Origin of the sequence: Planktothricoides sp. SR001 (assembly GCF_001276715.1) — a bacterium.
Classification (GTDB): domain Bacteria; phylum Cyanobacteriota; class Cyanobacteriia; order Cyanobacteriales; family Laspinemataceae; genus Planktothricoides; species Planktothricoides raciborskii.
Genome location: NZ_LIUQ01000046.1, coordinates 30,516 through 55,141, shown reverse-complemented (window position 1 = coordinate 55,141; position 24,626 = coordinate 30,516). Strand labels below are relative to the sequence as shown.

Below are 24,626 nucleotides of genomic sequence, written 5' to 3'. Positions count from 1 at the left end.
TTTAACCTCCTGTGCCTTCTATCAAAGCTCGTCCCTGGATTCAGTTATCGATCCGTTAAAATAACTAGGCAGCACAGGGGTTGATTTTTTGGTTGATTTTTTGGATACTTGCCACCAACGGCAGAAGATTCTGTTTCGATAGAATCAACCATGCAAAACCGCAAAGCTGTCCCAAAAAGTGGCACCGATAAAATCACTGATAAAAAAAATTAAACTTTCGTGAGGTCCTAACTAAAGGAGTGGCTGTGAAAAAAATTTCCTCTTTAGAAGATGCTTTAAACCAATGTCGAGATTTAGGGATGCGGATGAGCCGTCAGAGGCGATTTATTTTGGAACTGCTGTGGCAGGTTCCAGAACATCTTTCGGCGCGGGAAATTTACGATCGCCTCAATCGAGAAGGCAAAGCCATTGGTCATACTTCGGTGTATCAAAACCTCGAAGCCTTATCCGGTCAAGGGATTATCGAATGTATCGAGCGATCCGATGGGCGGCTGTATGGGAACATCAGTGACTCCCACAGTCATATCAATTGTCTCAACACAGGTCAACTTTTGGATATTTATGTAACATTACCAGAAGAACTGATCAAGCAAATAGAAGCGCAAACTGGCGTTCAAATTACTGATTACCGAATTGATTTTTACGGTTATCGATTATCGTCGGCTGAAACCTCTGAACAGATTGCCGTGACTGACTAGATCGGTCTAACAGGCGGAAAATTTAGGTCAAGACCAAACATTCACCGACAACTGGATCGCCGTGAGCGATAGCTTCGGCGTTGCGGATGCAACATCGCCAAACGGATCTTGATTGCACCCCCGAAAAAATATGCTGGAAAAGGGAGCGATCGCTTCGGCGGTGCGGACGCACTATCGCCGCACCTCTAATTCCGCTGACTAGGAACGAATGGCTAGACTTGTCTAGACTTATTATTTAATACTTGCTCTCATAAATATTTAGGGCTAAAACTGGTGTTGATCTGGTAGGAATCTATATAAGCTATGGTGAAAAAACAATTTGACCAATCGAATACACAGGCAGTACAACGATTACGCAGACCAAAAACCAGGCGGAGCGGCACAGCCGTTACCCAGTATTTACTACTTCATAAACGCCAGATCAGCTTAAAACAGGGATCTGATGGCTCCAGTGTGTTATCTGTGGACTCACAACATGGACATCTTCCTAACTCGGTTGAAGAGATTCTGTCTCAGCCCAAAGATTCATCGAAAAAGATCCAGCTTAAAGAAAAGGGAGCGCTTCTGCTCCGTGGTTGCGGCAAAGTGTTGGGTTATGGATCAAAATATATTTTTACTTGGCCGAGTCTCTGGCTGGCGGTGCTTGTGGCTTGCAGCACCACTGGGGTGATGGCACTGCGTTGGTTGCTGACTATGCCCCCGCCGATTAATTGTGAGCAAACAGATCAATTGACTTCCGATCGCCAGCGGCTTTACTGTGCCCAGAGAAGTGCTGAGTCCAAAAACTTAGACGACTTGGTAGCGGCGATCGCCCTGGTACAAGATTGGCCTGATGACCACCCCTTAAAAGCTCAGGCCAACAAATTGGTCGGAGAATGGTCGATGAAAATTATGGATCTCGCTCGCGAACAATATTTAGCGGGGGATCTCGATCAAGCGGAAGCATTGATTCAAAAAATTCCCGCCAGTTCCCCAGCATATACAGCGATTCAAAATGAAGTCGCTACCTGGCAAGGCAATTGGGCGGATGGCAAAACCATATATGACAAAGCCCAAGATGCCATCAAAAAACAAGACTGGAGACAAGCGGAAAACTATGCCCGAAATTTATTAGAACTTGACAATGTTTACTGGCGCAGCACTCGTTACAATCAACTCAAGGAGCAAATTTCTCAAGAAAAACAGGCTTGGGATAAATTAAAAGAAGCTCGGTACACCGCTGGATTTAAAAGCGTAGCAGACTTGGCTTTTGGCATTGACCTGGCTCGACAAATTCAACCACAAACATCAGCCGCTGAAGCGGCGAAAAAAGATATTGTCACCTGGAGTCGAGATTTGCTGCAAATTGCCCAAAAGCTTTGGCAGCAAAATGATATTGAAGGTGCAGTGAAAGCCGCGAACTGGGTGCCTCGCGATAATTTGGCCTTGTATCGCGAAAGTCGCGATTTGATTACCCTGATCGCCGCACAGAAGCTGATGAAGTCACAGAATTCTGCCAGTGACCGATTGGCGCAAGTGTTTGCTTTTTCTGAGGCGATCGCCGCGATGGGAAATATTGAACCGAATAGCCCTTTACATAAGGAAGTTCAAGGTTTCCAAACCAAGGCCAATCAACAAATTGAAGATTTATTGCAATTACAATTAGCGACTTTAACTGCCAGTTTTAATCATCCCTGGATATTAAAACTGGCGATCGACCAAGCGCAAATGGTTACTGTTGACCGCCCTAGACGAATCGAGGGTCAAAGCTTAATTGGTCAATGGAGCAAAGAAATTCAGCTATTTGAGGATCGCTTTTATGTCGCCCAAGCGCAACAAATCGCCCTCCCCGGCTCGATTGAAGCTTACCAAGCCGCGATCGCCGTGGCGAGTCAGGTAGAAAAAGGCCGACAGATGCGGGTTTCAGCCCAAACTTTGATTGCGAATTGGACGAAAAAAATTCAACGGATTGAAGATCAACCGATCTTAGATCAAGCTTTAGCCCTGGCAAAAGCGAACAAGTTGCCAGAAGCTATCACTACTGCCAAAAAAATTACCTCAGATCGAGCATTATATAAAGAAGCGCAAGCAGAAATTAGTAAATGGCAAAGCACGATAGAAATTGCTCAGGATCAACCGATTCTGGATCAAGCCAAGACTTTGGCTGCCCAAGGCAGTTTGGGTTTGGCGATCGATACTGCCTATCAAATTAGCTATGGTCGGGCGTTGTATCCTCAAGCTCAAGAGGCGATCGCCCAGTGGTCAGGACAGTTAGAAGCCATTCGAGCGGAACAAGAAGCCTCGCGACGAGCCACCTATCAACAACCGGCTCCGGTTTACCAAGAACCACCCCCGCCCCGTTATCAAGAACCCGCGCCAGTTTACCAAGAACCGGAGCCGGTTTATTACCAAGAACCCGCCCCGGTTTACCAAGAACCGGAGCCGGTTTACCAAGAGCCAGCAGCGTCTGAGCCAACCTATAATGATGCTCCAGCAATTGATGGCATTGAATAAAGGTATATTGAATGTTGAGTGTCTTGTTTTCAAACAATCAACATTCAACATCTTGCCCACAAACCCTGAACCCTAAACAATAGTCAATGAGCAATGATCTTCAGGGCAAAGCCATCAGGCTAATACTAATTGACCATGACCCCATCTTTCGACTGGGATTAAGAACTTTTTTGGCTCAGTTTGCCGAGATTTCTGTCCTGGTAGATGTTTCAACGGTTGCCGCAGCTTTGCATGAGTTAAAGGAAATTAAAAGTCAGGAAATTAAAAGTCAGGAAATTAAAAGCGCACCCTCGGCAGCGCCATCTATAGACTTGGTGCTTTTGGCTGTGGAGGGAGTCACTCCGGCGGAACCAGACCAAGGCGCGATCGCTCTAATTAAAACCTTAAAAAGTGAATATGCCCAACTGCCTCTGTTATTGATTGATTCCTGGCTCAGTGACAGAGAAATTCATGCGGCTCGTGAATTAGGGGTTAAAGGATATTTTCCTAAAGGCACCGAGCCGACAGTTCTGGTCAATGCCATTCGGCAAATCACGGCGGGGATCAGCGATTGGGTTGGCGGTGACATCCCAATTTCTGGAAAACAGCGGCGGTTATCGGCCACGGTCACAGGGTCGCCAATTTCTGTGAAGCCTCGCCGTTTATGGATGCAAAATCTGCGGCTATCGGCGAATCGGCAAATGAATGCCCACATTGTTGAATTAGATGCTCAACTAAAAAATATCCACTTATCACAGTTCGATCGTTTTTTTCTCTTGGGACGACGACGAGAACTCAGGGTCGCTCGTTGGCTGGTAAATCAGATTTTGCCTGCTATTAGTGGATCTGAAACGCAATTAACTCTGGAAAATACTGTCAGTTTTTCTGAGGTGAAAATTTCACCAGTTTCCACCCAGAATAGCATAGATTTAAGGTTTTCGGTATCCGGAGATTTACAGCGATCGCCCCAAATTTATCCTTTAGATTTCTCCACCTTGAAATCTCAGTTATTCGATCGCATCTTAACTAAACTCCAATCTCGGTTGGAAAATTTAACCGATATACCCCTAGAAATTGATATTCTGAAGCTTGAAAAAAAACAGCAACTTTTCTACCTAATTTTGCGCCAATTTGAGGAAATTATCGGCACTTTAAAATATTCTCAGATTCAGCCTGATGGATTGCAGGAAAAACAGGAAATACTCCTGAGTGATTTATGGCAAGCCACCATTATTGAATTTTTTGGCAAATATTCTTCCCTGTCTATGGGCTTGTCTATGGGCAATCAACAAATTGTTGATATTGTGCCATTGATTAGCCAAGATGCCGCTCAGGTTCAAGCCAGTATTTTGAATAAAATACCCCAAGGGAGTGAGTTATTTTCTTATTTATTATTTCAAACATCTTTTACTATAGAAAATGTGGAATATTTAGCCGACAGTTCAGAATCATTGCAACACGCCGAATTTTTGCTAGAAAATTTAATGATTCAAGTGGCGAATGCAGTGATTTATCCCCTGTTAAATCGGTTGGCTGATGTGGAAAAAATTAAACAAGATTTTTATGATTCGCGGTGGATGACTACGCGAGAAATTGAACGTTTTAGAAATAATTTATCTTGGCGATATCGCTGGCAAAAATATTGGCAAGAACCCAAGTCTATCTTTGAAAGTCAATATGTTTTATTAGTGTTAGATGAGCGGGGCATCCGCAAAATTTCCAGTTATGCCCCACGACGGGAGGAGTTAGCCCAATTAAATGGATTACAACAAACCGTGACTTTGTTGCTGGAGACCAGAGATGCGATCGCCCCCCGGGTCGAATCCATGATGGTCTTTCTCGGCAGTGGAGGTCGCTATTTGCTGATGCAATTAGGTCGAGGAATTGGGTTAATTGCTCAGGGAATTATTCAGGGTATTGGTAACTCTTTACAAGACCTGAAAGTGAGAAAAAATCGCGAACCTTAAGCTTAAAGGCGATCGCCGTTAGTTCTGATAATTCAGAATTCAGCAGCAATACTTCAGACTGCTGAATTCTGAATAATTAAGACCTTTTAATGACTGTGATGGTGATGTGAATGATGATGGCTGTGAGATGAACTATGGTGATGGATGGGTCCAATCGCTGACTCGGATAAAGCCGACTCGGATAACAGCGCTTCTATTTGAGGATTCGCCCATTCTGCCGCCATTTTCAAGAAACTGGGATGTTCATTCACACAAGACATCTGAATAAATGACACCTGACTAAAACGCCGTTCGATCGCATGAATAATATGATGAACATCTAAAAGTGTCTCGTGATTTTCCGTAGCAAATCCAATCGGCATAAACACAATCGCCTTAGCCCCTAACTGAATTAAATTCAGCGCTGCCAATTCCGCATTCGGTTGCGTCCATTTAATCAAAGGAGTTTGATGATTTAACCAACCCACAGAAATTAAGGGATAACGGTTAATCAGTTTGTTGCGGACTAATTCATAAAGAGCCTGAGATTCATCAATCCCGGAAACAAATCCTTTGGCTTCATGGGGACAACCATGATTCATCAGCACAATGCCAATTTCTGAAGGCAAATATTTATCACCAAGTTCCGAGGCAATTTCCGTTTCAACCATCTCGGCCATCAAATCAATATAGGCTGGTTGATTGTAAAAAGACGGAATATAACGCATTCCCTTGAGCCAGGGTTCTGGATCTTGATTTAACCGATCCAATGCTTTATTTACTTGCTCAATAGCAATGCCACTGGTGAAAATAGAATCCACCACTAACAAAGGATAAATTAATAACTGATCAAATCCTTGATCTTTGATTTCAGCGATGACTTGTGCGGGCAAGAAAGGCGCACAAAAGTTAAAAGCTTTGAAGACTTGAACATCGCTTCCCCAACGTTTTTGCAGTTCGGCTTCAATCCCGGCTCTTTGTTGTTCAAAAATCCCATTATGGGGAGAAATAAAGTGTCCATGCTGGTGATTCCATTCGTGAAAATCAAACATCGCCAATAATTTGGCAAACGGGGGATACATCCAGGTAGGAACTGGGGCAAATTTTGCGGTCAGTAAATTGAGCGCTTGTTCATTATAGTTGGCGAAATCTTCGTAGCTTTCTACTTCGCCATATCCCATCAGCAAAACAGCGATTTTATTTTTACCGGAAATTGCTTGGGGGATTTCTTGGAGTTTTTCGGGAGTTGCAACCACTTAATCTTCCTCCATTTGCGTGGCTGGATCGAGTGCTAAATCCCGGATAAGTTCAATTACTTAGACGCTATACCGGGGTTACACTCTTGTGAAATAGTTTATCATATCCCCTAGGGGGGGATCGACCTGAATTGTTAAATTAATCTTGATTAATTCAACAATTGTTTAGGCCATGACTACGCGATCGCCCCCTTCATGTTTGGCTGAATTGCTGCGGAGGGCAGATTTTTTCCCTCCAGCGATCGAGGATAGAAAAAAAGATCGGCGTAATTTGGGATCTTTGGGATGATTGGACTGCTTCTTGGTCGGGATCCTTGTTTGATTCAGCCGATCCCTGGCGGCTACTCCCCACTGAGACAAAATTTTTTCTGTAATTGCTCAATTGCCGCCTGTAGTTCTTAAACTAGATAGATATCGCATAGATATCCCTGCGGCGATAAAAATTGCTGTCAAGCAATTGGCATCGGACTTAGAATAGAAAAAGAGTATTTGCGTCAGTCCGATGGTTCTAGCTCTCTATGGCAGTGGGCGAGTCTGGTTTCATTCAACCCGATCGCTGACGCGAGTAAACTAAGTATATTTGTTAACGCGGAAAGGAAAAAAGAATCATGGGATTGTTCGATCGTATAGGGCGTGTAGTTAAAGCGAATATCAACGATTTAGTCAACAAAGCGGAAGATCCGGAAAAGATTCTGGAGCAAGCGATTGTTGATATGCAGGAAGACCTGGTACAACTGCGTCAAGCAGTGGCCACGGCCATTGCGACCCAAAAAAGAAGCCAGAAACAGTACGAACAAGCGCAAACCGAGGCTAATACCTGGCAACAAAGAGCGATGCTGGCTTTACAAAAAGGGGATGAAGAACTGGCTCGTCAAGCTCTCCAGCGGAAAAAAACTAACACGGAAACCGCTGAAACGATTAAAGCTCAGTTAGACCAGCAAAGCTCCCAGGTGGAGACTCTCAAGCGCAACTTGATCGGTTTGGAAAGTAAAATTTCCGAAGCCAAGACCAAGAAAAATATGCTCAAAGCCCGCGCCCAAGCAGCCAAAGCAAATGAACAATTGCAAAATACCATTGGTTCGCTGAATACCAGCAGTGCGATGAGTGCCTTTGACCGCATGGAAGAGAAAGTCTTACAAATGGAAGCGCGTTCTCAAGCGGCAGCAGAACTGGGCAGTTCCGGTCTGGAGCAACAATTTGCTCTGCTGGAAGCTGGTAGCGGCGTGGAGGATGAACTGGCGGCGATGAAGCAACAATTGTTAACTGGAGGTTCTGCGGCTCAAGGTCAGTTACCTTCTTCGGGTCAAACCACTGGCAAAAAAACAGCCGTTGACGACGAGTTGGAAAAATTACGGGCTGAACTTGACGGCATTTAGTGATGCATTTGGTGATGTAGAGACTTCGCCCGATCGCCTCTCAACCGCTGATAGCTGATAGTTGATGACCGATAGCCGATCGCTGACCGCTTGTAATGAATTATCCTCTGGCCTGGGGGTCAGGGGATCATTTTTTTGGCCATTTCCCGGAAAAAATGCTCGTGGGTTTAAGGAGAAAACCCTAACATGATAAATTAAAGAAAGGTGGAGTCAGTAAAGTGCAGATCCCATCTGTCTGCTGACGATCGCGCCAAAAAACAAATTGAACTTGTTCTCGTAACCAATCGAGAAAGATTATTAACAGTCAAGCAAGAATTTATAGAGAAGGTCTAATGAGCGGTAGCGTTCAAGTCATTACAGATAAGGAATTTAAAACAGAAGTATTGGAGTCTGAGCAACCTGTTTTAGCTTATTTTTGGGCACCTTGGTGTGGCCCTTGTCGTTTGGTGTCACCTTCGATGGACAAGATCGCCCAGATGTATAGCGATCGCCTCAAAGTGGTGAAAATGGAAGTGGATCCTAATCAAGAAACCGTGAAAGCATATAAGGTGGAAGGGGTTCCCGCTTTACGGATGTTTCGGAGTGGTGAGCTAATTCTGGAGCATGAAGGGGCAATTACCAAGGATAAAATCATTCAATTGCTCGATTCTCAGCTTCAAAGCGGTGCGACGGATTCTTAGGGGTTTCAGAGAAAGATTGGGAGAGAAAAATTTATGAAATTTGCCACTCGTTTAGACCCCCTGCGATCTAATGTCTTTGCGGATATGGACAATGCCAAGGCAAAGGCTAAAGCCGCTGGACTTGATGTGATTGATTTATCTTTGGGATCAGCCGATCTGCCTGCACCCCCAAATGCGATCGAGGCGATCACCCAATCCCTGCCCGACCCAGAAACCCACCGTTATTTGTTGTTTCACGGCACCAAAGATTTTCGGGAAGTCGCCGCTCAATGGTACACCAATAAATATGGAGTGGCGGTCGATCCAGAAACCGAGGTACTCCAACTGATTGGTTCTCAAGAGGGGACTGCCCATTTGCCTTTGGCGATTTTAAACCCAGGGGAGTTTGCCTTATTGATGGATCCGGGTTATCCTTCCCACGCGGGCGGAGTTTATTTGGCATCCGGTCAAATTTATCCCATGTCTTTACGGGCAGAAAACGGGTTTTTGCCCATATTTTCAGAAATTCCCCAAGCAGTCCTGGAACAAGCGCGAATGATGGTGTTGAGTTATCCCCATAACCCCACCAGTGCGATCGCGCCCTTATCCTTTTTCCAAGAAGCCGTGGCATTTTGTCAAAACCATGATTTAGTCCTGGTTCACGATTTCCCTTATGCGGATATTGTCTTTGCCGGAGGCGTCGCCCCATCAATTTTACAAGCTGACCCGGATAAAACCGTTTCCATTGAGTTTTTTACCCTGTCAAAACCATATAATATGGGCGGTTTTCGGATTGGGTTTGCGGTGGGAAATCGTGAGTTGATTCTTGCCCTGCGACAAGTCAAAGCGGTGATTGATTTTAACCAATATAAAGGCATTCTCAATGGGGCGATCGCCGCCATGACCGGCCCCCAAGACTGCATCGCCGAAACCGTAGAAATTTACCGCAAACGGCGCGATACCTTTGTCGGCGCCTTAAATCGGATCGGTTGGCAAGTCCCTGAACCCCTTGCCACCATGTACGTCTGGGCAAAACTGCCCGAACCTTGGAGCAACAACGCCCTGGGATTTTGTCGTCAACTCGTCGAAACCACTGGCGTTGCCGTATCTCCGGGTACGGGTTTTGGCAAAGAAGGAGAAGGATATGTGCGCTTTGCCCTCGTCCACGATCCAGAAATTCTCGAAACAGCCGTTCAGAGAATTTCTCAATTTTTGCATTAATTATTTTTGTTATTTGTTGATTGTTATTTGTTATTTGTTATTTGTTATTTGTTATTTGTTGGTAAAATGACTCAGGACAAATGACTCAGAACAACAATCTTTACAAAAACTTTACAAAAACTTTAAATAAATCTGCAAGAACTTCATCAATGCTTGCAGATTTTTTTTGTACAATAGAAATAGGGCTTGTAAAGGCGCGATCTTTCCCGCAGGAGAAACTGGGTTTCTGGTTTCATCATTAGAAAAAAACTGTCATTCCCGCGAAGGCGGGAATCCAAAGCCTATCGGCGGGGAACGAAACGTGCAATTAATTATGTTCACCTACTTAACTCTGACAATTGCTGTAAAGGAGAAAACATTTCCCTGCCAAGGAATTTCAAGCATAGATTAAGTGTTTAATAAATGATAAAAATTTCCAAGGGACAAATAATTAAGGTTTCGGCGTGATAGCTGTCACAGGCAAATTACCAGAACACAGAGTATAGTCAAAATATAGGATTTTAAGATAGGCTTTTAACCAAGCAGCAAAGCTGATTTTATTCCATCCCCTTTTTCCCATCCCATATCCCCAATTCTCTCGAAACAACAGGAGATCAAAGTCATGGCAGGATTAACAAAAAAAGTTTTCATCGGTACTTCTCTTGCTGCCGGTCTGAGTGCCGTAGTCGGTACACCCGCACAAGCCCTTGATATTACATTTCATGGGTCAGAAAATATTAAAAGCTACACTCACCAAGATGGCAATCTGTGGGTGGGTGCGAACAGCAGCTACCTGACGGATGGCAAACTAGAAACCAACGTAGAACTTTGGTTTGGTAGCGAAGATGTTGCAGCGAACGTAGGGTTTACCGCCACCGCAGGAGCGCATACCGTAAGCGTTGAAAGCGTGACCGCTGCTGATTGGGCTGAGTATGGAACCAAATGGCTGGGCGATTTATTTACCAAATATGAACCGCTGAATAATGTTTGGCCACAGTTGGACAAAACCGTTCAGGATATGGCGATCGGGGCTTTTACCACAATGGGTTCTGGCGACCCCAACATTGCTGAGTTTAACCTGGATGAAACCGGCGCCGTGGATATCAAGATGGCGGGTTGGTATGACCTGAATACAAAATTAGATCCGATTATCGCCCAAGCTAAGACTCAGGCTAACAGTCCATTCTTCAAAGCGTTAGTTGGGCAAGCCGCCTCACAAGCACTTTTGGCTAATATCAGTCTGTTAGAGACGACACTTGATAGCATGGGGCCGCTGCAAATGAGTGAAATTGCCAAAGTGACTATCAATGGCGAAGTTCACTATGCTTATAGCTTTGATGCGGTTAAATCTGGCTTCGTAGCCAAAGATGATGGCAAGTCCTACAGTGGGATTTACTCTTGGAACCATGCAGGAATTCCGGTGGAATCAGTTCCCGAACCCTCTACGATGCTGGGTTTGATGGCGGTCGGTGGTCTGTTTGCCGCTGCCAAACGCAAGTCTAATCATAATGCCTAGAAATTTTCTTAATTTTTGTTCTTGGTTGTTGGTTATTGGTTGTTAGTTGTTTGAATAACCAATAACCATTTTTTTTGTTATTAGACAATTCTGGCTTTCCCAGGCTGGTGCGATCGCCCCAACCGATGGCGGATCCAAGGGGAGCTTTTTATAGTTATTTCAATTGTGCTTGATACAATGCTGTAGGGGCGATTCGCGAATCGCCCCTACAAGTAGGGGAACACCCGCTTCGGCGATCGCCCGCTTCGGCGATCGCCCCTAACTAATTGTATTAGTCTTAATTGAAACAACTATAATTACCGATTGTAACCAATGGGTAAATTCCTCTCTTGTCATTTCTCCTGATGCGACTTGAAGAATTACTTTTTCTTGTTCTTCTACATTGGCATTAATTTCACAACCATTCAGGATTAAAAAAACTTACATTGCTGCATGACCTGTTCTTTTATTCCCATCCAGAAAAAGATGATTTTTAATCAAAAAAAATCCTAATGCTGCGGCTTTTTCTGGAAGAGTTGCATTTCTTGACCCCCAAAAGTCATTTGCGGTTAAACCCGGATTTGTAATTCCTAAACCCCCACCCGTCTGAGCAATAATTTGATGATGAATATCTAAAATTTGTTCTATCGTTAAGTAGAACATCAGGCTAGACGTTGATAAAAATCGTGGTTTTTCTTGAGGACATATTCTGTGGTTTTTTGATAGGATAGGGCTGGCGGTTTGATAGTAATAATCAGTTGTCCTTCCTGTTGAGTTAGTTCAACTTATTGGCTATCTCCTAATAATTCCTTGGGGATTAAAACTACTTGTTCCGTTACTTTTAATTTCATGGGTTTTATTTGTGCTAAGATTAGTCAATTTTATTCTATCATTTCCTCTAACCAACTTTGCATCGCCCCTAACAAATTATCCTGACTAGGGGGAAAACTGCGTAAAGGTGCTTCCAGGGGTTCATCGGTTATCCAGAGGATGTGTAAACCCAGGTTAGCATCGGCGATTTTGCGACAGCAGTTGAGGAGTGGGGGATGAGGTTTACAGTTATGGAAAATTAGGGCAATGTGGCGTTTTTGCAGCTATGTTTTACGGTGAGAATCTGTTGTTTGAGTTGGGCAAAGTTGCTGACAGTGGGGATGTCTGTATCGGGGAGTGCGAGGGAGTAAATTAGGGTGCAAAGTTCTTGACAAATAGCACTGGGGTCTGTTTCATCGGCTAGGAATTGAATGTTGATAGGTAGGGGTTAAGTTTGGTATTAAAATATTGCTTGATTTAAGTATTGTGCCTGAACCTCCTATCGATTCTGATTTTAAATAACTAGAGAGTTAGATTTGTTTTCAACACAAAATTTTCTGTGATTTCGGCTTCCCCTAATGCCACTTTTACCGCCAACTTTTCCCCCGGTTTTACCTCTAATTTACACTTAATAATTTGAGCGTTTCTGAGGATAATCAATGGGTAAATTTTCCTTGCTCTATAATTAATTTGAGATTGCGGGGAAAATTCGGACTATTTCAAGAGGGAAAAAATAGAAAATTCACAATTACGTTACCTACATCGTCACGAGTTAAATTGACGACGAGATTCACTGTATGATTAATTAAATCTATTTGTTTAACCCTGCTTATCGATGTAGCAAAATTATCAACGTTCTCTGTATCTCTTTCTAAAGAGTAAGGGTTTTCTTCAAAGACCCAGAGGGATTATTAAACTGGAGTAACTCTGTGCCTCTGAGTCCGATTCTAAAGTGTTTGGGAGATGGGCATCCTGGAATCTGGAAGATTATAAAAACCTTCGGTGCTAATCAAATACTCATCAAGCGTGAGGTTTTAGATTGGTTACATCTCAAGGAAAATCTTTACAAAGTAGGGGGTTCACTCCGGCGTTTGAGGCCAGTCGAAAACTTCTTATGGCACGGTTGGGTGGATAGAGCAATTCAAGAATTTGAGAATTAAAAAAACAAAGGATCTGTGAACTTTCGCAAGTATCTGGAAAGTCATCGTGATCGTATTCCCTGTTATAGACACTATCAGCATATGGGTATTGCCATTGGTTCAGGGGATGTAAAATCCAAAATTAAGCAGGTTGCAGCCCGAGTTAAAATCTCTGGGGCAAAGTGGGCTAGAGAAAATGTAGAGCGTATTCTTCGACTTCGATGTGCTTATTTGAACCGATCATCCCGCCTAAGCATTTATGTTTATGCCTAGGTGGGATGCACCCACCGCGTAGCGCTATAACAAAATTTTATTTAACTGATTTGGTGTGTATAGCCTACGGCATTCAAGAAAAGGCACGGTCGATAAATTCAGCATTTCAACCCATAAATAAATTCCCGTGCCTAACGCGCCTTTTCCCTGGTTTGTAACATTTTTTTTGAACATTTTTCCCCATTAACCCGAAAGATCCCTGTTTCGTTTATGCGATCTCCAAAGCTATATGCTTCGATCGCCGCTTCACGCAGAATCTTTCTCTATTATTCAGTTCTTGAGCTACTACGAGAAATAGATTTGGTATGTTTGTGTAAAGTTATACTGTAGCATTTAGCAAACCCAACTAATCACAATTAATTACTTTTGTCAATATACTAAATTGGTCAATTAATTCCCCACTTAGAGCTACAGGTTGGTTTCAAGATGTGCGATGACATTCCAGCGCCAAGTTAGTCTTACTGAAGTTCGTTAGACCGAGCTAATGATCTCTCCATATAGCAATGCACATTTTTTTTCAAAAACGCAATATATAAACTTGGTAACAAAACCTTTTTATTTATAGCCAACTTTGTAATATTGATCAAATAAATTTTTTATGCTTTGATATTTGAGGATAGTTGGACTAAAGTGTAAAAAAATAAATTATGAAAATTCAACTAAATTCTCAAACATTAGCATGGGAACCCTGTAAAGTTATCGCACTCAGTACCCACCTGGAAAAACCTAGTCCATTTTATTTTGGATATGACATCCATAACCAATTTTTGTTGGAATTAAAGAAATACAGTTTCGACCAAATATTTTTCTTTACAGAACCACATTTACTTGATTTGTATGGAAAAGAACTGTACGAGCAAATTAGTGCCGAATTTCCTTGCAATCTTGAATTGGTACCGCCAGGGGAGAAATGTAAATCTTTTACAATTTTGGAAGAAACCTGCGAAAATCTTATTGCCAAAGGTATTTCCAAAAAATCTATCTTGTTAGCTTTTGGTGGCGGAACAGTTGGAAATCTAGTTGGTTTAGCCTCTGGGATGATTTACCGAGGTATCCGTTTTGTCGAAATCCCCACAAGTATGACTGGCCAAACGGACAGTACACTAAGTAATAAGCAGGCGATCAATGGTAAAACTGGAAAAAATCATTTCGGTCTTTATCATGCACCACTATTTATTTGGGTAGATACTAAATATCTCAAAACAGAGCCAGCTTTTTCTAGGCGAAGTGGCATAATTGAAGGAATAAAAAATGGTTTTATTTCTGATGCAATATTTTTGGACTATTTAGAAGAAGCCCTCAATCCTGATGTTAAGTTTACAGACGAAGAATTGTACAAACTCGCCTATAATATCATTGTCTCAAAACTAGAGATTCTCAAGCAAGATCCCAGCGAGAAAGGCTACGGTATTATTCTTGAGTACGGTCATACTTTCGGTCATGGTATTGAATGGCTGGAAAAGGGTAAAATTTCTCACGGAGAAGCCATTTCATTTGGGATGAAAATAGCTGCCGAACTTTCTAAAAAAATAGGATTAATTTCACAAGAAGATGTGGAAAAACATTATTATTTAATTGAAGAAAAACTTGGCTTTAAAAATCCTCTTCCGGAAACGATTACCACCGAAGGACTAATGGAGGCAATGATAGCAGATAATAAAAAAACCGGGGAAGATCTACGTTTTGTCTTATTGGATAAACTTGGCAAATGTTACAACCCTGAAGGCGATTTTTTGGTTACTGTTGACCATGATTTGGTGAAAAAAGTTGTTGAAAAGTTTATCTTCAACAATAAACAATTTTTTCACGTAAACGGAAGCAAATTTCATTAACTGATAGCTAAAGGCTTACCGAAGAGGGACTAGCTAGCCTCTAGTCCCTCAGCATCAACGATCCAAGCCCAAGTGTGAAAACATTGATAGGTAAATTTGTAATGTATACCGTTTTGAATTTAACTGCTCCTATTGCTAATTTAAATCATTGCGGACATATTGGTCATACGGTCAATGATTTTGAAAAAATTTGTTATTTGGCTCATAAATATCAATTTGAGGGGATTAATATTGATTTTAATGCGGGGAATAACTTAAATATTTCTGCTTGCAAACAATTGCTAAAGCAGCTTAATTTAAAACCCGCTTCATTTGGCATTTCTGTAAACTTATTTGGCAGTCAAAAAGAGTTTGAAGAAAATTTACCATTATTTGAATTACAGGCTAAAGAAGCTCAAGAAATCGGCTGTAACTTAACTCTCTGTTACCTCCCACCATTTAGCAATGATCGCAATTTTAACGATCTATTTATTCAAACTAGCGATCGCTTGGGGAAACTCAAACCGATTTTACAAAAATATGACATCAAAATTGGCTTAGAGTTTATTGGTCCAACTGAAACTAGACGCAGCACAAAATACGATTTTATTCATACTATAGATGGCACCCGTGCTTTGATTGCTAGTGCTGGATTATATGGATATGGTGGCTTAAAATTAGATGTTCACCATTGGCAAAATAGTGGGGCAGGGATATTGGATATTCACCATTTGGATTTGGAATATATATTGTATGTGGAATTAAATGATGGATTACCAGGTTATGATATGTTTAACATTCCCGAGTTTGAACGGGAACTACCATTGACGACAGGAGTAACCAAGATTAAAGATTTTTTACAAGCACTTTATCAGAAAGGATACCGAGGCCCTGTCGCGGTAGAACCCTGGAATCAAAAAATCAAAAATATGCCTTTAGAAGAAGCTGTTAAGACAGTAAAACAGTCTTTAGATCGGTGCTTATGTTTTATAAAAGAGTAGCGTTCGCTTGATTGACGAGATCGTGAAGAACTAAACTATGGAATTCATTAAAGCGGCTGGAATGGCAATTCTTGGAGGTTGGATTATCGGTGTGGTATTTGCTTGGTTAAAGCTACCGGCTCCGGTTCCTCCGTTATTAGGTTTGATTGGAGCAGGTGGAGTATTATTTGGAGGATATTGTTATGAGTTAATCTATCAACTCATTTTTAAACAGTGAACGTGACTTCGCAGGCACTACGCTGCCTGAATGGATAAAGTCCAGTTTAGATGAAGCATAAAAGCCTTAATGAGCGTACCATTCGCGGAAATACTCGCGCGCGGCGCGATATAGATCGCAGCTAACAATTGCTTTATTCTCGATAACATGCACTAATCCTAAACTTTTTAAATTAAACGCCACCTCAATTTCTAATTGGATTGGAGCCGTTAAAATCTGTTGAAAGGCGTCAGCTAATTTAGGATGCTGTTGCAGGTTCCATAACTGAGACTGAAGATGTTGACGATAGATTCCACTAGAACTTGTAGTATCTTGCAGTAACATTTGTACAGAAATATTCAAGCGACTACTATGATACAATGCTAGTCGGATTAAATATGGAAAGCCACCAGTGAGCTTCATTAATTGCTCAAGTTCAGAATTCGTGAGTTGAAGTTGGTGACGTTCGGCTAAATCTTGCACCTGTTCTGGGCTAAAAGTTGGCAGTTCGATCTCCAATCCCACATTAAACGGAGAGCGATAGGTAGGCAAGGGAATGTAAACTTCAACGGTATGAGCTATCACTATTCGTAATTTCTGCCAAACTGAAGTGTCTTTGGTTTCCTCATACCAGGAACGCAACAAAACGAAAAAATCACTAGCGACTTCTGGGTACTCAAGTAATTGATCTACGCCATCTAATGCTAAAACTATAGGGTTAGAGAGTTCCTTGAGAAGATAGCCCTGAAAATAAATCGTGCTGTTAATCAAGGCTCCCATATCCTCATCCCAGTAATCATTTAATCTAGATTCCAAACCCAACTGCTGAGTGACATTGGCACAGAAGCAGCGTAAGAAGCGATCACTCTTTTCCAACACCTGTGTTCCGGCGTGATAGCAGCTGAATCGCACGGTATGGTAATTCTGACTGCTCCCATAATCCAGAATTCGGGCTATCAAGGAAGTCTTTCCCATCTTTCGCGGTGCTTTGATGCGAATGAAGGCACAGGGTTTGAGAATCTCTTGATAACACGTTTGTTCAATAGGCGATCGCTCAACGTACAAGGAAGAAGCGAGGGGAACCTGTCCTTCTGGAGATTCTAGAACATAGCATGGCCTAGTCAATCTCGTCGCAGATATTGCTGTTATTGTCTCAGTCGGAGGAGGATTTTGATTTGTGAACTTTTGTTCTAGCAGTGTTAAGAAATTCTTCTTATTAACTTTTTCACCGATCACCGGTGAAAGCAACTGCCATAGTTTAGGCGCGACTGTGAATTTAATATAACTTTCAGAGTAGTTATTTTCTTCAGCAATAAGAGCGTAAGTTTTTTTATTTTCAAGTAGAGATTCTCGCAGGATTACCTTTTGAATATAACTAAGTGAAACCCCTGTTTTTGTAGCTAATAACTGGAGTGCAAATTCAACAAGTTCTTCAATGTTTTTCATTCAAATAGCAACTTGCTAGGTTGTGATATTTAAAGCTACATTGGCTTTTAGCCACTGCTTTTGTAGGTGAGTTAAACCTTGAGCGCCTGTAAAGCAAGCTCCTTTGACACGGTAACCCGAAAAATTAGCACCCATTAGCTGAGTATCTTTCAAGTTGGCGTATCTCAGATCGGTTTCAACCAGATTCGTATCCTGTAAGACGGATCCCTCTAGGTTAGCTTGAAATAGAGAGGCTCGTTTTAGATTTGTACGGCTTAAGTCAGCGCCGACTAAGTTAGCTAACTCTAGGGCAACTCGGTATAGGTTTGCTTCTGTCAAATCGGCATATCTCAAATCAGCCTTAACCAAATCAGCCCCCCTCAAATCAACTTTCCTGAGAATTGTCTCATAAAATTGGTATAAATTCTCGTTTATACACCCCAAGGCCATTCGTAACAACTTAAGGCTGCTAGTACGAACTAAGCATCGCCTTGAACAAGATGGCTTTCACTGCGCTGCGGTGGATTTGAGTGTGGTGGGGAGCAAGCAGATTACGCCAGTGCAATGGTACAAGGGATTCGCCGCTGACTTATGGCGACAGTTGGGGCTACTAGAAACCTTGAATCTGAAAACTTGGTGGCAAGAACGCAACGATCTCGGTTTATTGCAACGGCTACGGTGGTTTATTGAGGAATTGCTACTGGTGCAGTTTCCCCAACAAAAGTTGTTTATCTTTATTGATGAAGTTGATAGTTTGCTAGGTCTTAAATTTTCAATTGACGACTTTTTTGCCTTGATTCGCTTTTGCTATAACCAACGGGCAATCAACCCAGAATATCAACGCATTACCTTTGCCATTTTTGGGGTAGCAACTCCTTCCGATTTGATTCGAGACAGGACGAAGACACCGTTTAGTATTGGACAAGCGATCAAACTAAAAGGCTTTGATTGGTCAGAAGTAACTCCTTTAATTCAAGGGCTAGAGAAGAAGGTGGAACAGCCAGCATCGGTTGTAAAGGCGATTTTAGATTTCACGGCTGGACAACCGTTTTTGACTCAGAATTTGTGTCATTTAGTCGCGCAATTGAGTCAACGGGCAATGGGGGATGGTGGCCGTTTTGACAGACTTCGCGCCAATTGATATCAATAGGTTTTGGTGTATTTTCCTGTGTGACACCTATTGTTGCATCGCCTTCAACCTTTTGGATGAGAACACTTGTCTTAATATTTTTGGCGTTAACCCCGTAATTATCATTCATGGCATTAGCTGTTACTGGGTATGAATTAACATCAATCCCCTGCCGTTAATATTCAGGTTATCCTATCTAAATGTGTAGATAACCTTGAACGGTATTAATATGCACATTTTTATCAATTGTTTCAGCAATTACACCGTGGTTATCGCCCATTTGATTAACAATATTTTTTTGATAATTCGATTGTTTTGCTTCTTGAATATAGGGCATCAGTTTTGGTTGATGTTGCCCTAATGCTGCTAACTCTTGAATTTGTGCCATTAATTCTGGTTGTTTTTCGGCTGCGGCTTGAATCGCGGGAATGATTTGACTATAGTTTAACGACTGATTGGGTGTATGTTGAACGATCGCCGTTACTGTATTGGTACTTGCTTGGTTAAGATTTTTTAAGAATTGTTTTGTTTTTTCAACACAAGCCTCACCAATTTTTTAGCCAGTTTTTTCTAAGGCTTTTGTGCCGATGATTGTTCCTAATGCTAACGCTGCGGCTAATATAGGTTCCGTGATCTTAAATTATATATCAGAAAATACTATGCTACATAATGATAATAAAAATTATGCCAAAGAAAAAGTTAGTAATATTTATTTAGATGATGTTACATTTATTTACGAAGCACAATTTTTGTTAATTTCGGCTTCATACAAATTTAACGGCAAAATTATCTCCTGGTTTCACCTCAGATTAATACTAAATTTTGCGCTAAAATTGACTTATTATTTTAATCTAAAATACAAACTAATTATACCATTTCAAGCAATAATATGATCCTTCAAAAAATGTCATTTTTTTTAAGGATCATATTATTGCTACTACTGGTGGTGTGGGAATTGCGACTGTGACTACCGCAGCGGGAACAGTTGGGGCAGTGGCTATTAGTTCATTTGTGGCCGTAGCAGCACCCTTATTAGCTGTTGGGACTGCTGGGGCATTAGTTTGGTGGTTAGCCCGTGATTAATTTCTTTCCACCCCATAAGTTACAGCAATTTGCTATTGACTGAACTAGGACCCGCGCATTTCGCCACGTAAGTTATCAGTTAAAATGACCAATTTACTGCCGAAATGCGCGGGCCACTACAGAGGTAAACTATTCAGATGAATCAGACATAGTAGTCAGCCGCCCCCAGAAACCGGGTTTCTTTTTTGCATCCCACAGATAACTCTTGATATTCACAAAAGAAACCCGGTTTCTTTCTCCCAACAGCCAGCCCAGAAACTTAGAAACCGGGTTTCTTGTTCGCATTCCACAGATAACTCCTGATCCCCACAGCAGAAACCCGGTTTCTTTGCCCCAACAGCCACCCCAGAACCCCAGAAACCGGGTTTCTTTTTCGCCACCCACAGATAACTCCTGATAAGTAGGTGAACATAATTAATCCCACATTCCGCACTTCTTAACATTTAATGAATTATTTTTACTAATATATCGCTTGTAATCTTTATCCTGTAAGCATTCTAGTTATCAGGATTCATTGCCCATAATATGAATAATTGTAATAAATTTTCTCATAAAAATTAGCTATTGATAAGTTTTATTATTAAGTATTCCTGTAATGGCAGTTTTTCGTAAAAACATCCTGAATAGAGTTAAGATATGTAACGATATATGAAGATGTGCGGAATGTGGGTTAAAAGCCAGAGAAATGTTTCCCTGGCCATATTACGGCAATAATATGGGCAAATTTGCGCCCAAATTTTACTTTGAAATAACTGGTTTTTGATGCGTTTCCCCTTCTTGACTTTTCCGATTTAATTCTCTAATCCGCCGCGATAAGAGACGAATAATATTAACCGCAATTCCAGGGGTTTCATCGATCGCATCATAAAGTTGCTGCTGAGTCAAAACCAAGCAATCACAAGGTTCTAAAGTCGTAATAGAAGCCGAACGGGGCTCAGAATCAAACAAAGACATCTCCCCAAAACAAGCGCCCTCATCCAGTTCCGCTAAATCTCGATTACCCAAGTGAACCCGCACTCGACCCGAAACCACAATATACAGAGCGCGTCCTTCTTGTCCTTCGGTGAAAATAGTATATTCTTTAGGAAAAGACAATTCATCCATCACCGATGCTAACCGCACCAGAAAATCGTCACGCAGTTCTTTAAAAATTGGAACGCCCCTGACAAATAGTAATCGCTCAACGCTCGTCAGCATTTATCTACACCCTTATATTTTATTTTTATATAATAAAAAACAAGCATTTACAAAGATTTGAGATTCGGGTCTACCTAGCTTGGGTGGGTTGACAATCGACATTGTACTGCTTTCGGGACTTGCTGAATCCAACAATGAGCCTAAGCAGTCGGGACAAAGGATGAATTGCCCCGACTGGGGATAGGGGTTCGGGCGTCTGTCCGGGAAACTTATGTGCCTTCAAAACCAGCCATTCCGGGATAGTTAACAATCCGGCTATCCTGTAAAGAATTGCCGTAACGGGATTGAGTAGAATCGCTCACCCCTAAATCTTTCATCATTTCTCGTACTTGCGCTGCCACCAAGCGATCGGGGTCGTTTTTCATCATCGGCAGCAATTCCGCCAAAGCCCGAGGGGACGCTAATCGGAGATAGGCTAAGACCGCTTCGCGGACAAAACCCTTGGGATGGCGCAAACAGGCTAAGGTGGATTCAGGAGTCAGACTCCAACGCTGGACACGGGCTAAGTGAAAACAGCAGGCTAAGGGCCAGTCCGACAAAAAGTGTCGTAACTCTAATAATCGGCGGACGCGATCGCTCGGGGTCATATTCTGGTAGTCAATCATCGGCGACAAATGCTCCAGCTTTTCGCGATCGGATTGGCGATCCAACACATTCAGCAACACTCGCTTACTGGGAAGATCGAAGGTATTGTCTAAAATTTCTAAACCGCGAGCAATATTCGACCGTTGACCGGACTTCAGATTAAATGAAGCCGCTTGAATTCGTTCCGTGGGATAAAGGAATCGCATCAATAAAAAGAGGCGATCGCTCGCATCGGACAACAAATCTCTCAACCCGGAACGCAGCAAATTCGCTTCTCGACCAGAAACCGCTTCCTCGGGGATTTCCACCAAAGCCGCATAGACCTGACCCATAAACATCAACTCTTGCTCAATAAAAATCTCCACCCCGGAACGACCAAACACATCTAAAACTCGTTCAATCCCCGAATCATTCGGTCGCTTCAGCAAAATCCGCAGAATATTCCGGCGAGTATGCCCCCAAGAACTAGCTAAATGCAGCACCAACAAATCCAGAGATTCCCGGGTGCCCATTTCTCCCAACACATTCCAAGCGTGCAATCTGACCAACTCTGGCTTATGGATATCTTCGGCCAAAGCCACTAATCGCCCTGACACCTCATTGCCCAATCGCACCAAAGCTCGCATCGCCGACTCGCGAGTAGACTTGTAGTAAAGTCCCCGCAACAGAGAGAAATAATATTCCTCTAATCGGGTGGAAGCAATCACTTCCAGCAAAGCACAGCGCACTCGAATCGACTCATCCTGCAACAAATTAGGAATATAAAGCCGCAACCCTTGTAAATAATCCGCTTCTCCCAAAGCGCGGCAACCCATCACTCGTTCCCGTTCCTGTTTGTGCGTCACCATTCGCCGCAACGTATTCGTCGCCTCCGCTTTTTGTTCGCGGTTGCCACGGCGCATAATCAAGGCAGCGGCAGTTCCGCGCACCACCGGATCGATTTCCTGTTGCAGATATGGTCGCAGTTGCTCCAGGTCTTGCTCGGACTCCATCAGCCAGAAAAAGCGTAGCCCCAAGGCCAAAACTTCTGGAGAGAGAGACGGTTGATCGATCAAAGCTTTGACCGCTTGGAGTTGGGTTGGCTTGGGATGGTTCAGCATTGTCTCTAAGCTTTGACTTTGTAAAGCCGGTGGCATTTCCAGCAGCAACGGTGCCAGGACTTCTCCAACATTTTCTGGGTCAATTTGACTCAGGAGTTCAATGCAGGAACGTTTGTCTTCCAAAGAACCGGGCTTTTCCAGGTTTTCAATCACCGTGCGCTTAAAAGTCCGCATATCCACGTCCGAGACACCGAGGCGTCCTCGTTCCGCACTGGAAACCAATAAACGCACATACCGAGAGCGAATAATTCCTATGGCAAATAGCCAAGTCACCGCACTGGCGACAATCAAGGCTAAAAATAATAAATCTTGTAGATTCTGCCACTGATCTGCCCCTGAGATGTTGCTGACTACCCAGCGACATAACCCGATAATTCCCAGCATGGCTAACCCGGTGAGGCCATTACACAGAGGCTTGAGGACTCCGCCAATGAATGATTGTAAGCGATTGCGATTGCTATCTGGCAGGGGCTGGTATAATACGGGGCCACTGGCTTCGGAGAGGGTGTAGTGAAACAGTTCATTCCAAAATTTTAGCGCCACTAAACCGGCAAAGATGACAAAGGCGATTTGACCCTTGCTGCTGCCGGGAAACCAGAGGATGATGAAGAGTTCTATCACCCCGATCGCCACAATGCCAATTGGTAGAATTGTCGCCGAGACAAAGACGCCAAATCTTTCAATTAATCGACTGGCAATAAACCATTGAACCATGACTTCACAAATGCCTAAGCTCCCATTGAAGATGCCGATAAAGCTGGCGATACTTTCTTCTGATGGGCTTTGGGCTTCCAACATACTCAGGAATTGGAAGTCAATCAGCAGATAGAGAATGGGCGACAAAAGAAAAAAGATAATTAGTGGCACCACATAGCCCCGTTGTTCTCCTTGGAGGCGTTTGTTGGCAAACCGGGTTTCTTCGTCTTCGATTAGGTGTGCCGGAGCGTCGGGAAAGGCTTGTTTGTAGCGATCGCTCAAATAATACAGAATACCAGCCCCGCTACAAAACATGATAAATGCCGCCAAAATCACATTAGGCAGGCCAAACCATTTGAGAATAAACGGCAGAGAAAAGCCGCTAACTACATCAGCCAGTAAGATGCCACTACTGACAATGGGATAAGTCCGCTTGATTTCCCGAATATTAAATAGTTGATTGGCGGCGATCGCGGTATTCAAGTCATTCAAAATATAAATACTTTCCACCCACAGTCGCAACAAAAAGACCGTGATGCCGTAAAGAATCGAACCTTGCACCGTCAAACCAAAGCGGCAGAAAATCAGGGGAATCGCGATTAACAGGGCGATCGCCACAATCACCCGACGCAGAGGCAGAATTTTTTGCAGCCAAGAATAAAACAAGCCCAAAGCCGAACCCAAGCCCGCTCCGGCAATATAAATCCAAGGCAGCGATCCCGCCCCATACTCTCCCAACAGCAGACCCACCGCAGTCGCTTCCAACCACAGCAGTCCCACCGAAGTAGTGGTATAAAACGCGAACATCAACCCAGTTCGTTCTGCTTCATCTGGCCGCAAATTCAGCCATTGCAGCACCGATCGTCCCAATACACCCTTAGCTAAACGCCGATCTTTCAATTCCATGCAGCGCTGATTTCCTCCGCCTTGAGATGTTTCCTGATCACATATATATAACTATCACGTTCACTGAATGACTCAGCCAACATCATTTATTTTGAGCGATTTTGACTGACTTATGGTCAATTCGCGGCTTAAGTCAGCAACTCATCAGCAACTCATCGGTATCCCTGATGTTT

General features: G+C 42.8%; 23 protein-coding genes. 12 read left to right on the top strand and 11 right to left on the bottom strand.

The window, feature by feature from the left end; genetic code table 11:
• Positions 1-245 precede the first annotated feature (245 nt).
• The 3 genes from AM228_RS22000 (at position 246) to AM228_RS21990 (ending at position 5,137) form a co-directional block, all read left to right on the top strand.
• Positions 246-698, top strand: coding sequence for a Fur family transcriptional regulator (locus AM228_RS22000; RefSeq protein WP_054469094.1), 453 nt, complete (start codon positions 246-248; stop codon positions 696-698).
• A gap of 303 nt (positions 699-1,001) precedes the next feature.
• On the top strand, positions 1,002-3,191 hold the full coding sequence (locus AM228_RS21995) for a hypothetical protein (protein ID WP_054469088.1): 2,190 nt from the start codon (positions 1,002-1,004) through the stop codon (positions 3,189-3,191).
• 86 nt (positions 3,192-3,277) lie between these two features.
• The gene (locus AM228_RS21990; protein ID WP_054469087.1) at positions 3,278-5,137 is read left to right on the top strand and encodes a DUF3685 domain-containing protein; all 1,860 of its coding nucleotides are present in this window, start codon (positions 3,278-3,280) and stop codon (positions 5,135-5,137) included.
• A gap of 86 nt (positions 5,138-5,223) precedes the next feature.
• Here the strand turns inward: AM228_RS21990 and AM228_RS21985 are convergent, their stop codons facing one another.
• Both AM228_RS21985 and AM228_RS21980 read right to left on the bottom strand, forming a co-directional pair.
• A complete protein-coding gene (locus AM228_RS21985; RefSeq protein WP_054469086.1) occupies positions 5,224-6,372 on the bottom strand; it encodes a ferrochelatase in 1,149 nt (382 codons plus the stop codon).
• A 165-nt stretch (positions 6,373-6,537) separates the two neighbouring features.
• Complete coding sequence (locus tag AM228_RS21980; protein ID WP_054469085.1) at positions 6,538-6,732, bottom strand: hypothetical protein; 195 nt, start codon at positions 6,730-6,732, stop codon at positions 6,538-6,540.
• A 248-nt stretch (positions 6,733-6,980) separates the two neighbouring features.
• Here AM228_RS21980 and AM228_RS21975 point away from each other — a divergent pair, with 248 nt between their 5' ends.
• The 4 genes from AM228_RS21975 (at position 6,981) to AM228_RS21960 (ending at position 11,123) form a co-directional block, all read left to right on the top strand.
• Positions 6,981-7,748 carry a PspA/IM30 family protein gene (locus AM228_RS21975; RefSeq protein WP_054469084.1) on the top strand — a complete coding sequence of 256 codons (768 nt, stop codon included), beginning with the start codon at positions 6,981-6,983 and terminating at the stop codon, positions 7,746-7,748.
• Positions 7,749-8,080: 332 nt separating this feature from the next.
• A complete protein-coding gene (locus AM228_RS21970; protein WP_054469083.1) occupies positions 8,081-8,428 on the top strand; it encodes a co-chaperone YbbN in 348 nt (115 codons plus the stop codon).
• Between the two features lie 33 nt (positions 8,429-8,461).
• Positions 8,462-9,628, top strand: a complete 1,167-nt coding sequence (locus AM228_RS21965; RefSeq protein WP_054469082.1) for an LL-diaminopimelate aminotransferase — start codon at positions 8,462-8,464, stop codon at positions 9,626-9,628.
• Between the two features lie 601 nt (positions 9,629-10,229).
• Complete coding sequence (locus tag AM228_RS21960) at positions 10,230-11,123, top strand: NF038130 family PEP-CTERM protein (protein WP_054469081.1); 894 nt, start codon at positions 10,230-10,232, stop codon at positions 11,121-11,123.
• A 420-nt stretch (positions 11,124-11,543) separates the two neighbouring features.
• On the opposite strand, the gene AM228_RS35585 is transcribed toward AM228_RS21960, so the two are convergent.
• From AM228_RS35585 to AM228_RS37130, 3 genes are all read right to left on the bottom strand, one after another.
• The gene (locus tag AM228_RS35585; RefSeq protein ID WP_231636902.1) at positions 11,544-11,765 is read right to left on the bottom strand and encodes a type II toxin-antitoxin system death-on-curing family toxin; all 222 of its coding nucleotides are present in this window, start codon (positions 11,763-11,765) and stop codon (positions 11,544-11,546) included.
• 218 nt (positions 11,766-11,983) lie between these two features.
• Positions 11,984-12,181 (bottom strand): hypothetical protein, encoded by a 198-nt coding sequence (locus tag AM228_RS37135; protein ID WP_375339733.1) that lies wholly within the window; start codon positions 12,179-12,181, stop codon positions 11,984-11,986.
• A complete protein-coding gene (locus tag AM228_RS37130) occupies positions 12,172-12,345 on the bottom strand; it encodes a hypothetical protein (protein ID WP_375339732.1) in 174 nt (57 codons plus the stop codon). The genes AM228_RS37135 and AM228_RS37130 overlap by 10 nt, the downstream gene beginning before the upstream one ends.
• Before the next feature lie 1,626 nt (positions 12,346-13,971).
• On the opposite strand from AM228_RS37130, the gene AM228_RS21945 reads away from it, so the two are divergent.
• The 3 genes from AM228_RS21945 (at position 13,972) to AM228_RS21935 (ending at position 16,353) form a co-directional block, all read left to right on the top strand.
• Positions 13,972-15,156: a 2-deoxy-scyllo-inosose synthase gene (locus AM228_RS21945; protein ID WP_054469079.1), complete on the top strand. Its 1,185-nt coding sequence runs from the start codon at positions 13,972-13,974 to the stop codon at positions 15,154-15,156.
• A 74-nt stretch (positions 15,157-15,230) separates the two neighbouring features.
• Entirely contained in the window at positions 15,231-16,136 is a 906-nt protein-coding gene (locus AM228_RS21940) for a sugar phosphate isomerase/epimerase (protein ID WP_156331963.1), read from the top strand.
• A 37-nt stretch (positions 16,137-16,173) separates the two neighbouring features.
• Positions 16,174-16,353 (top strand): DUF1427 family protein, encoded by a 180-nt coding sequence (locus AM228_RS21935; RefSeq protein WP_054469077.1) that lies wholly within the window; start codon positions 16,174-16,176, stop codon positions 16,351-16,353.
• Between the two features lie 66 nt (positions 16,354-16,419).
• On the opposite strand, the gene AM228_RS21930 is transcribed toward AM228_RS21935, so the two are convergent.
• Both AM228_RS21930 and AM228_RS21925 read right to left on the bottom strand, forming a co-directional pair.
• Complete coding sequence (locus tag AM228_RS21930; protein ID WP_054469076.1) at positions 16,420-17,778, bottom strand: AAA-like domain-containing protein; 1,359 nt, start codon at positions 17,776-17,778, stop codon at positions 16,420-16,422.
• Between the two features lie 15 nt (positions 17,779-17,793).
• Complete coding sequence (locus AM228_RS21925) at positions 17,794-18,207, bottom strand: pentapeptide repeat-containing protein (RefSeq protein ID WP_082349000.1); 414 nt, start codon at positions 18,205-18,207, stop codon at positions 17,794-17,796.
• Here AM228_RS21925 and AM228_RS21920 point away from each other — a divergent pair.
• A complete protein-coding gene (locus AM228_RS21920; protein ID WP_369817793.1) occupies positions 18,191-18,898 on the top strand; it encodes an AAA-like domain-containing protein in 708 nt (235 codons plus the stop codon). The genes AM228_RS21925 and AM228_RS21920 overlap by 17 nt on opposite strands.
• A gap of 184 nt (positions 18,899-19,082) precedes the next feature.
• Here the strand turns inward: AM228_RS21920 and AM228_RS21915 are convergent, their stop codons facing one another.
• Positions 19,083-19,274 (bottom strand): hypothetical protein, encoded by a 192-nt coding sequence (locus AM228_RS21915; protein WP_054469074.1) that lies wholly within the window; start codon positions 19,272-19,274, stop codon positions 19,083-19,085.
• 560 nt (positions 19,275-19,834) lie between these two features.
• On the opposite strand from AM228_RS21915, the gene AM228_RS36350 reads away from it, so the two are divergent.
• Complete coding sequence (locus AM228_RS36350; RefSeq protein WP_255353244.1) at positions 19,835-19,969, top strand: hypothetical protein; 135 nt, start codon at positions 19,835-19,837, stop codon at positions 19,967-19,969.
• A 129-nt stretch (positions 19,970-20,098) separates the two neighbouring features.
• On the opposite strand, the gene AM228_RS21905 is transcribed toward AM228_RS36350, so the two are convergent.
• The 3 genes from AM228_RS21905 to AM228_RS21895 all read right to left on the bottom strand — a co-directional run bounded on the left by AM228_RS21905 (position 20,099) and on the right by AM228_RS21895 (position 24,453).
• Positions 20,099-20,353: a hypothetical protein gene (locus AM228_RS21905; protein ID WP_054469072.1), complete on the bottom strand. Its 255-nt coding sequence runs from the start codon at positions 20,351-20,353 to the stop codon at positions 20,099-20,101.
• A gap of 354 nt (positions 20,354-20,707) precedes the next feature.
• On the bottom strand, positions 20,708-21,166 hold the full coding sequence (locus AM228_RS21900) for a Crp/Fnr family transcriptional regulator (protein WP_054469071.1): 459 nt from the start codon (positions 21,164-21,166) through the stop codon (positions 20,708-20,710).
• A gap of 209 nt (positions 21,167-21,375) precedes the next feature.
• Positions 21,376-24,453: an MFS transporter gene (locus AM228_RS21895; protein WP_054469070.1), complete on the bottom strand. Its 3,078-nt coding sequence runs from the start codon at positions 24,451-24,453 to the stop codon at positions 21,376-21,378.
• Positions 24,454-24,626 lie beyond the last annotated feature (173 nt).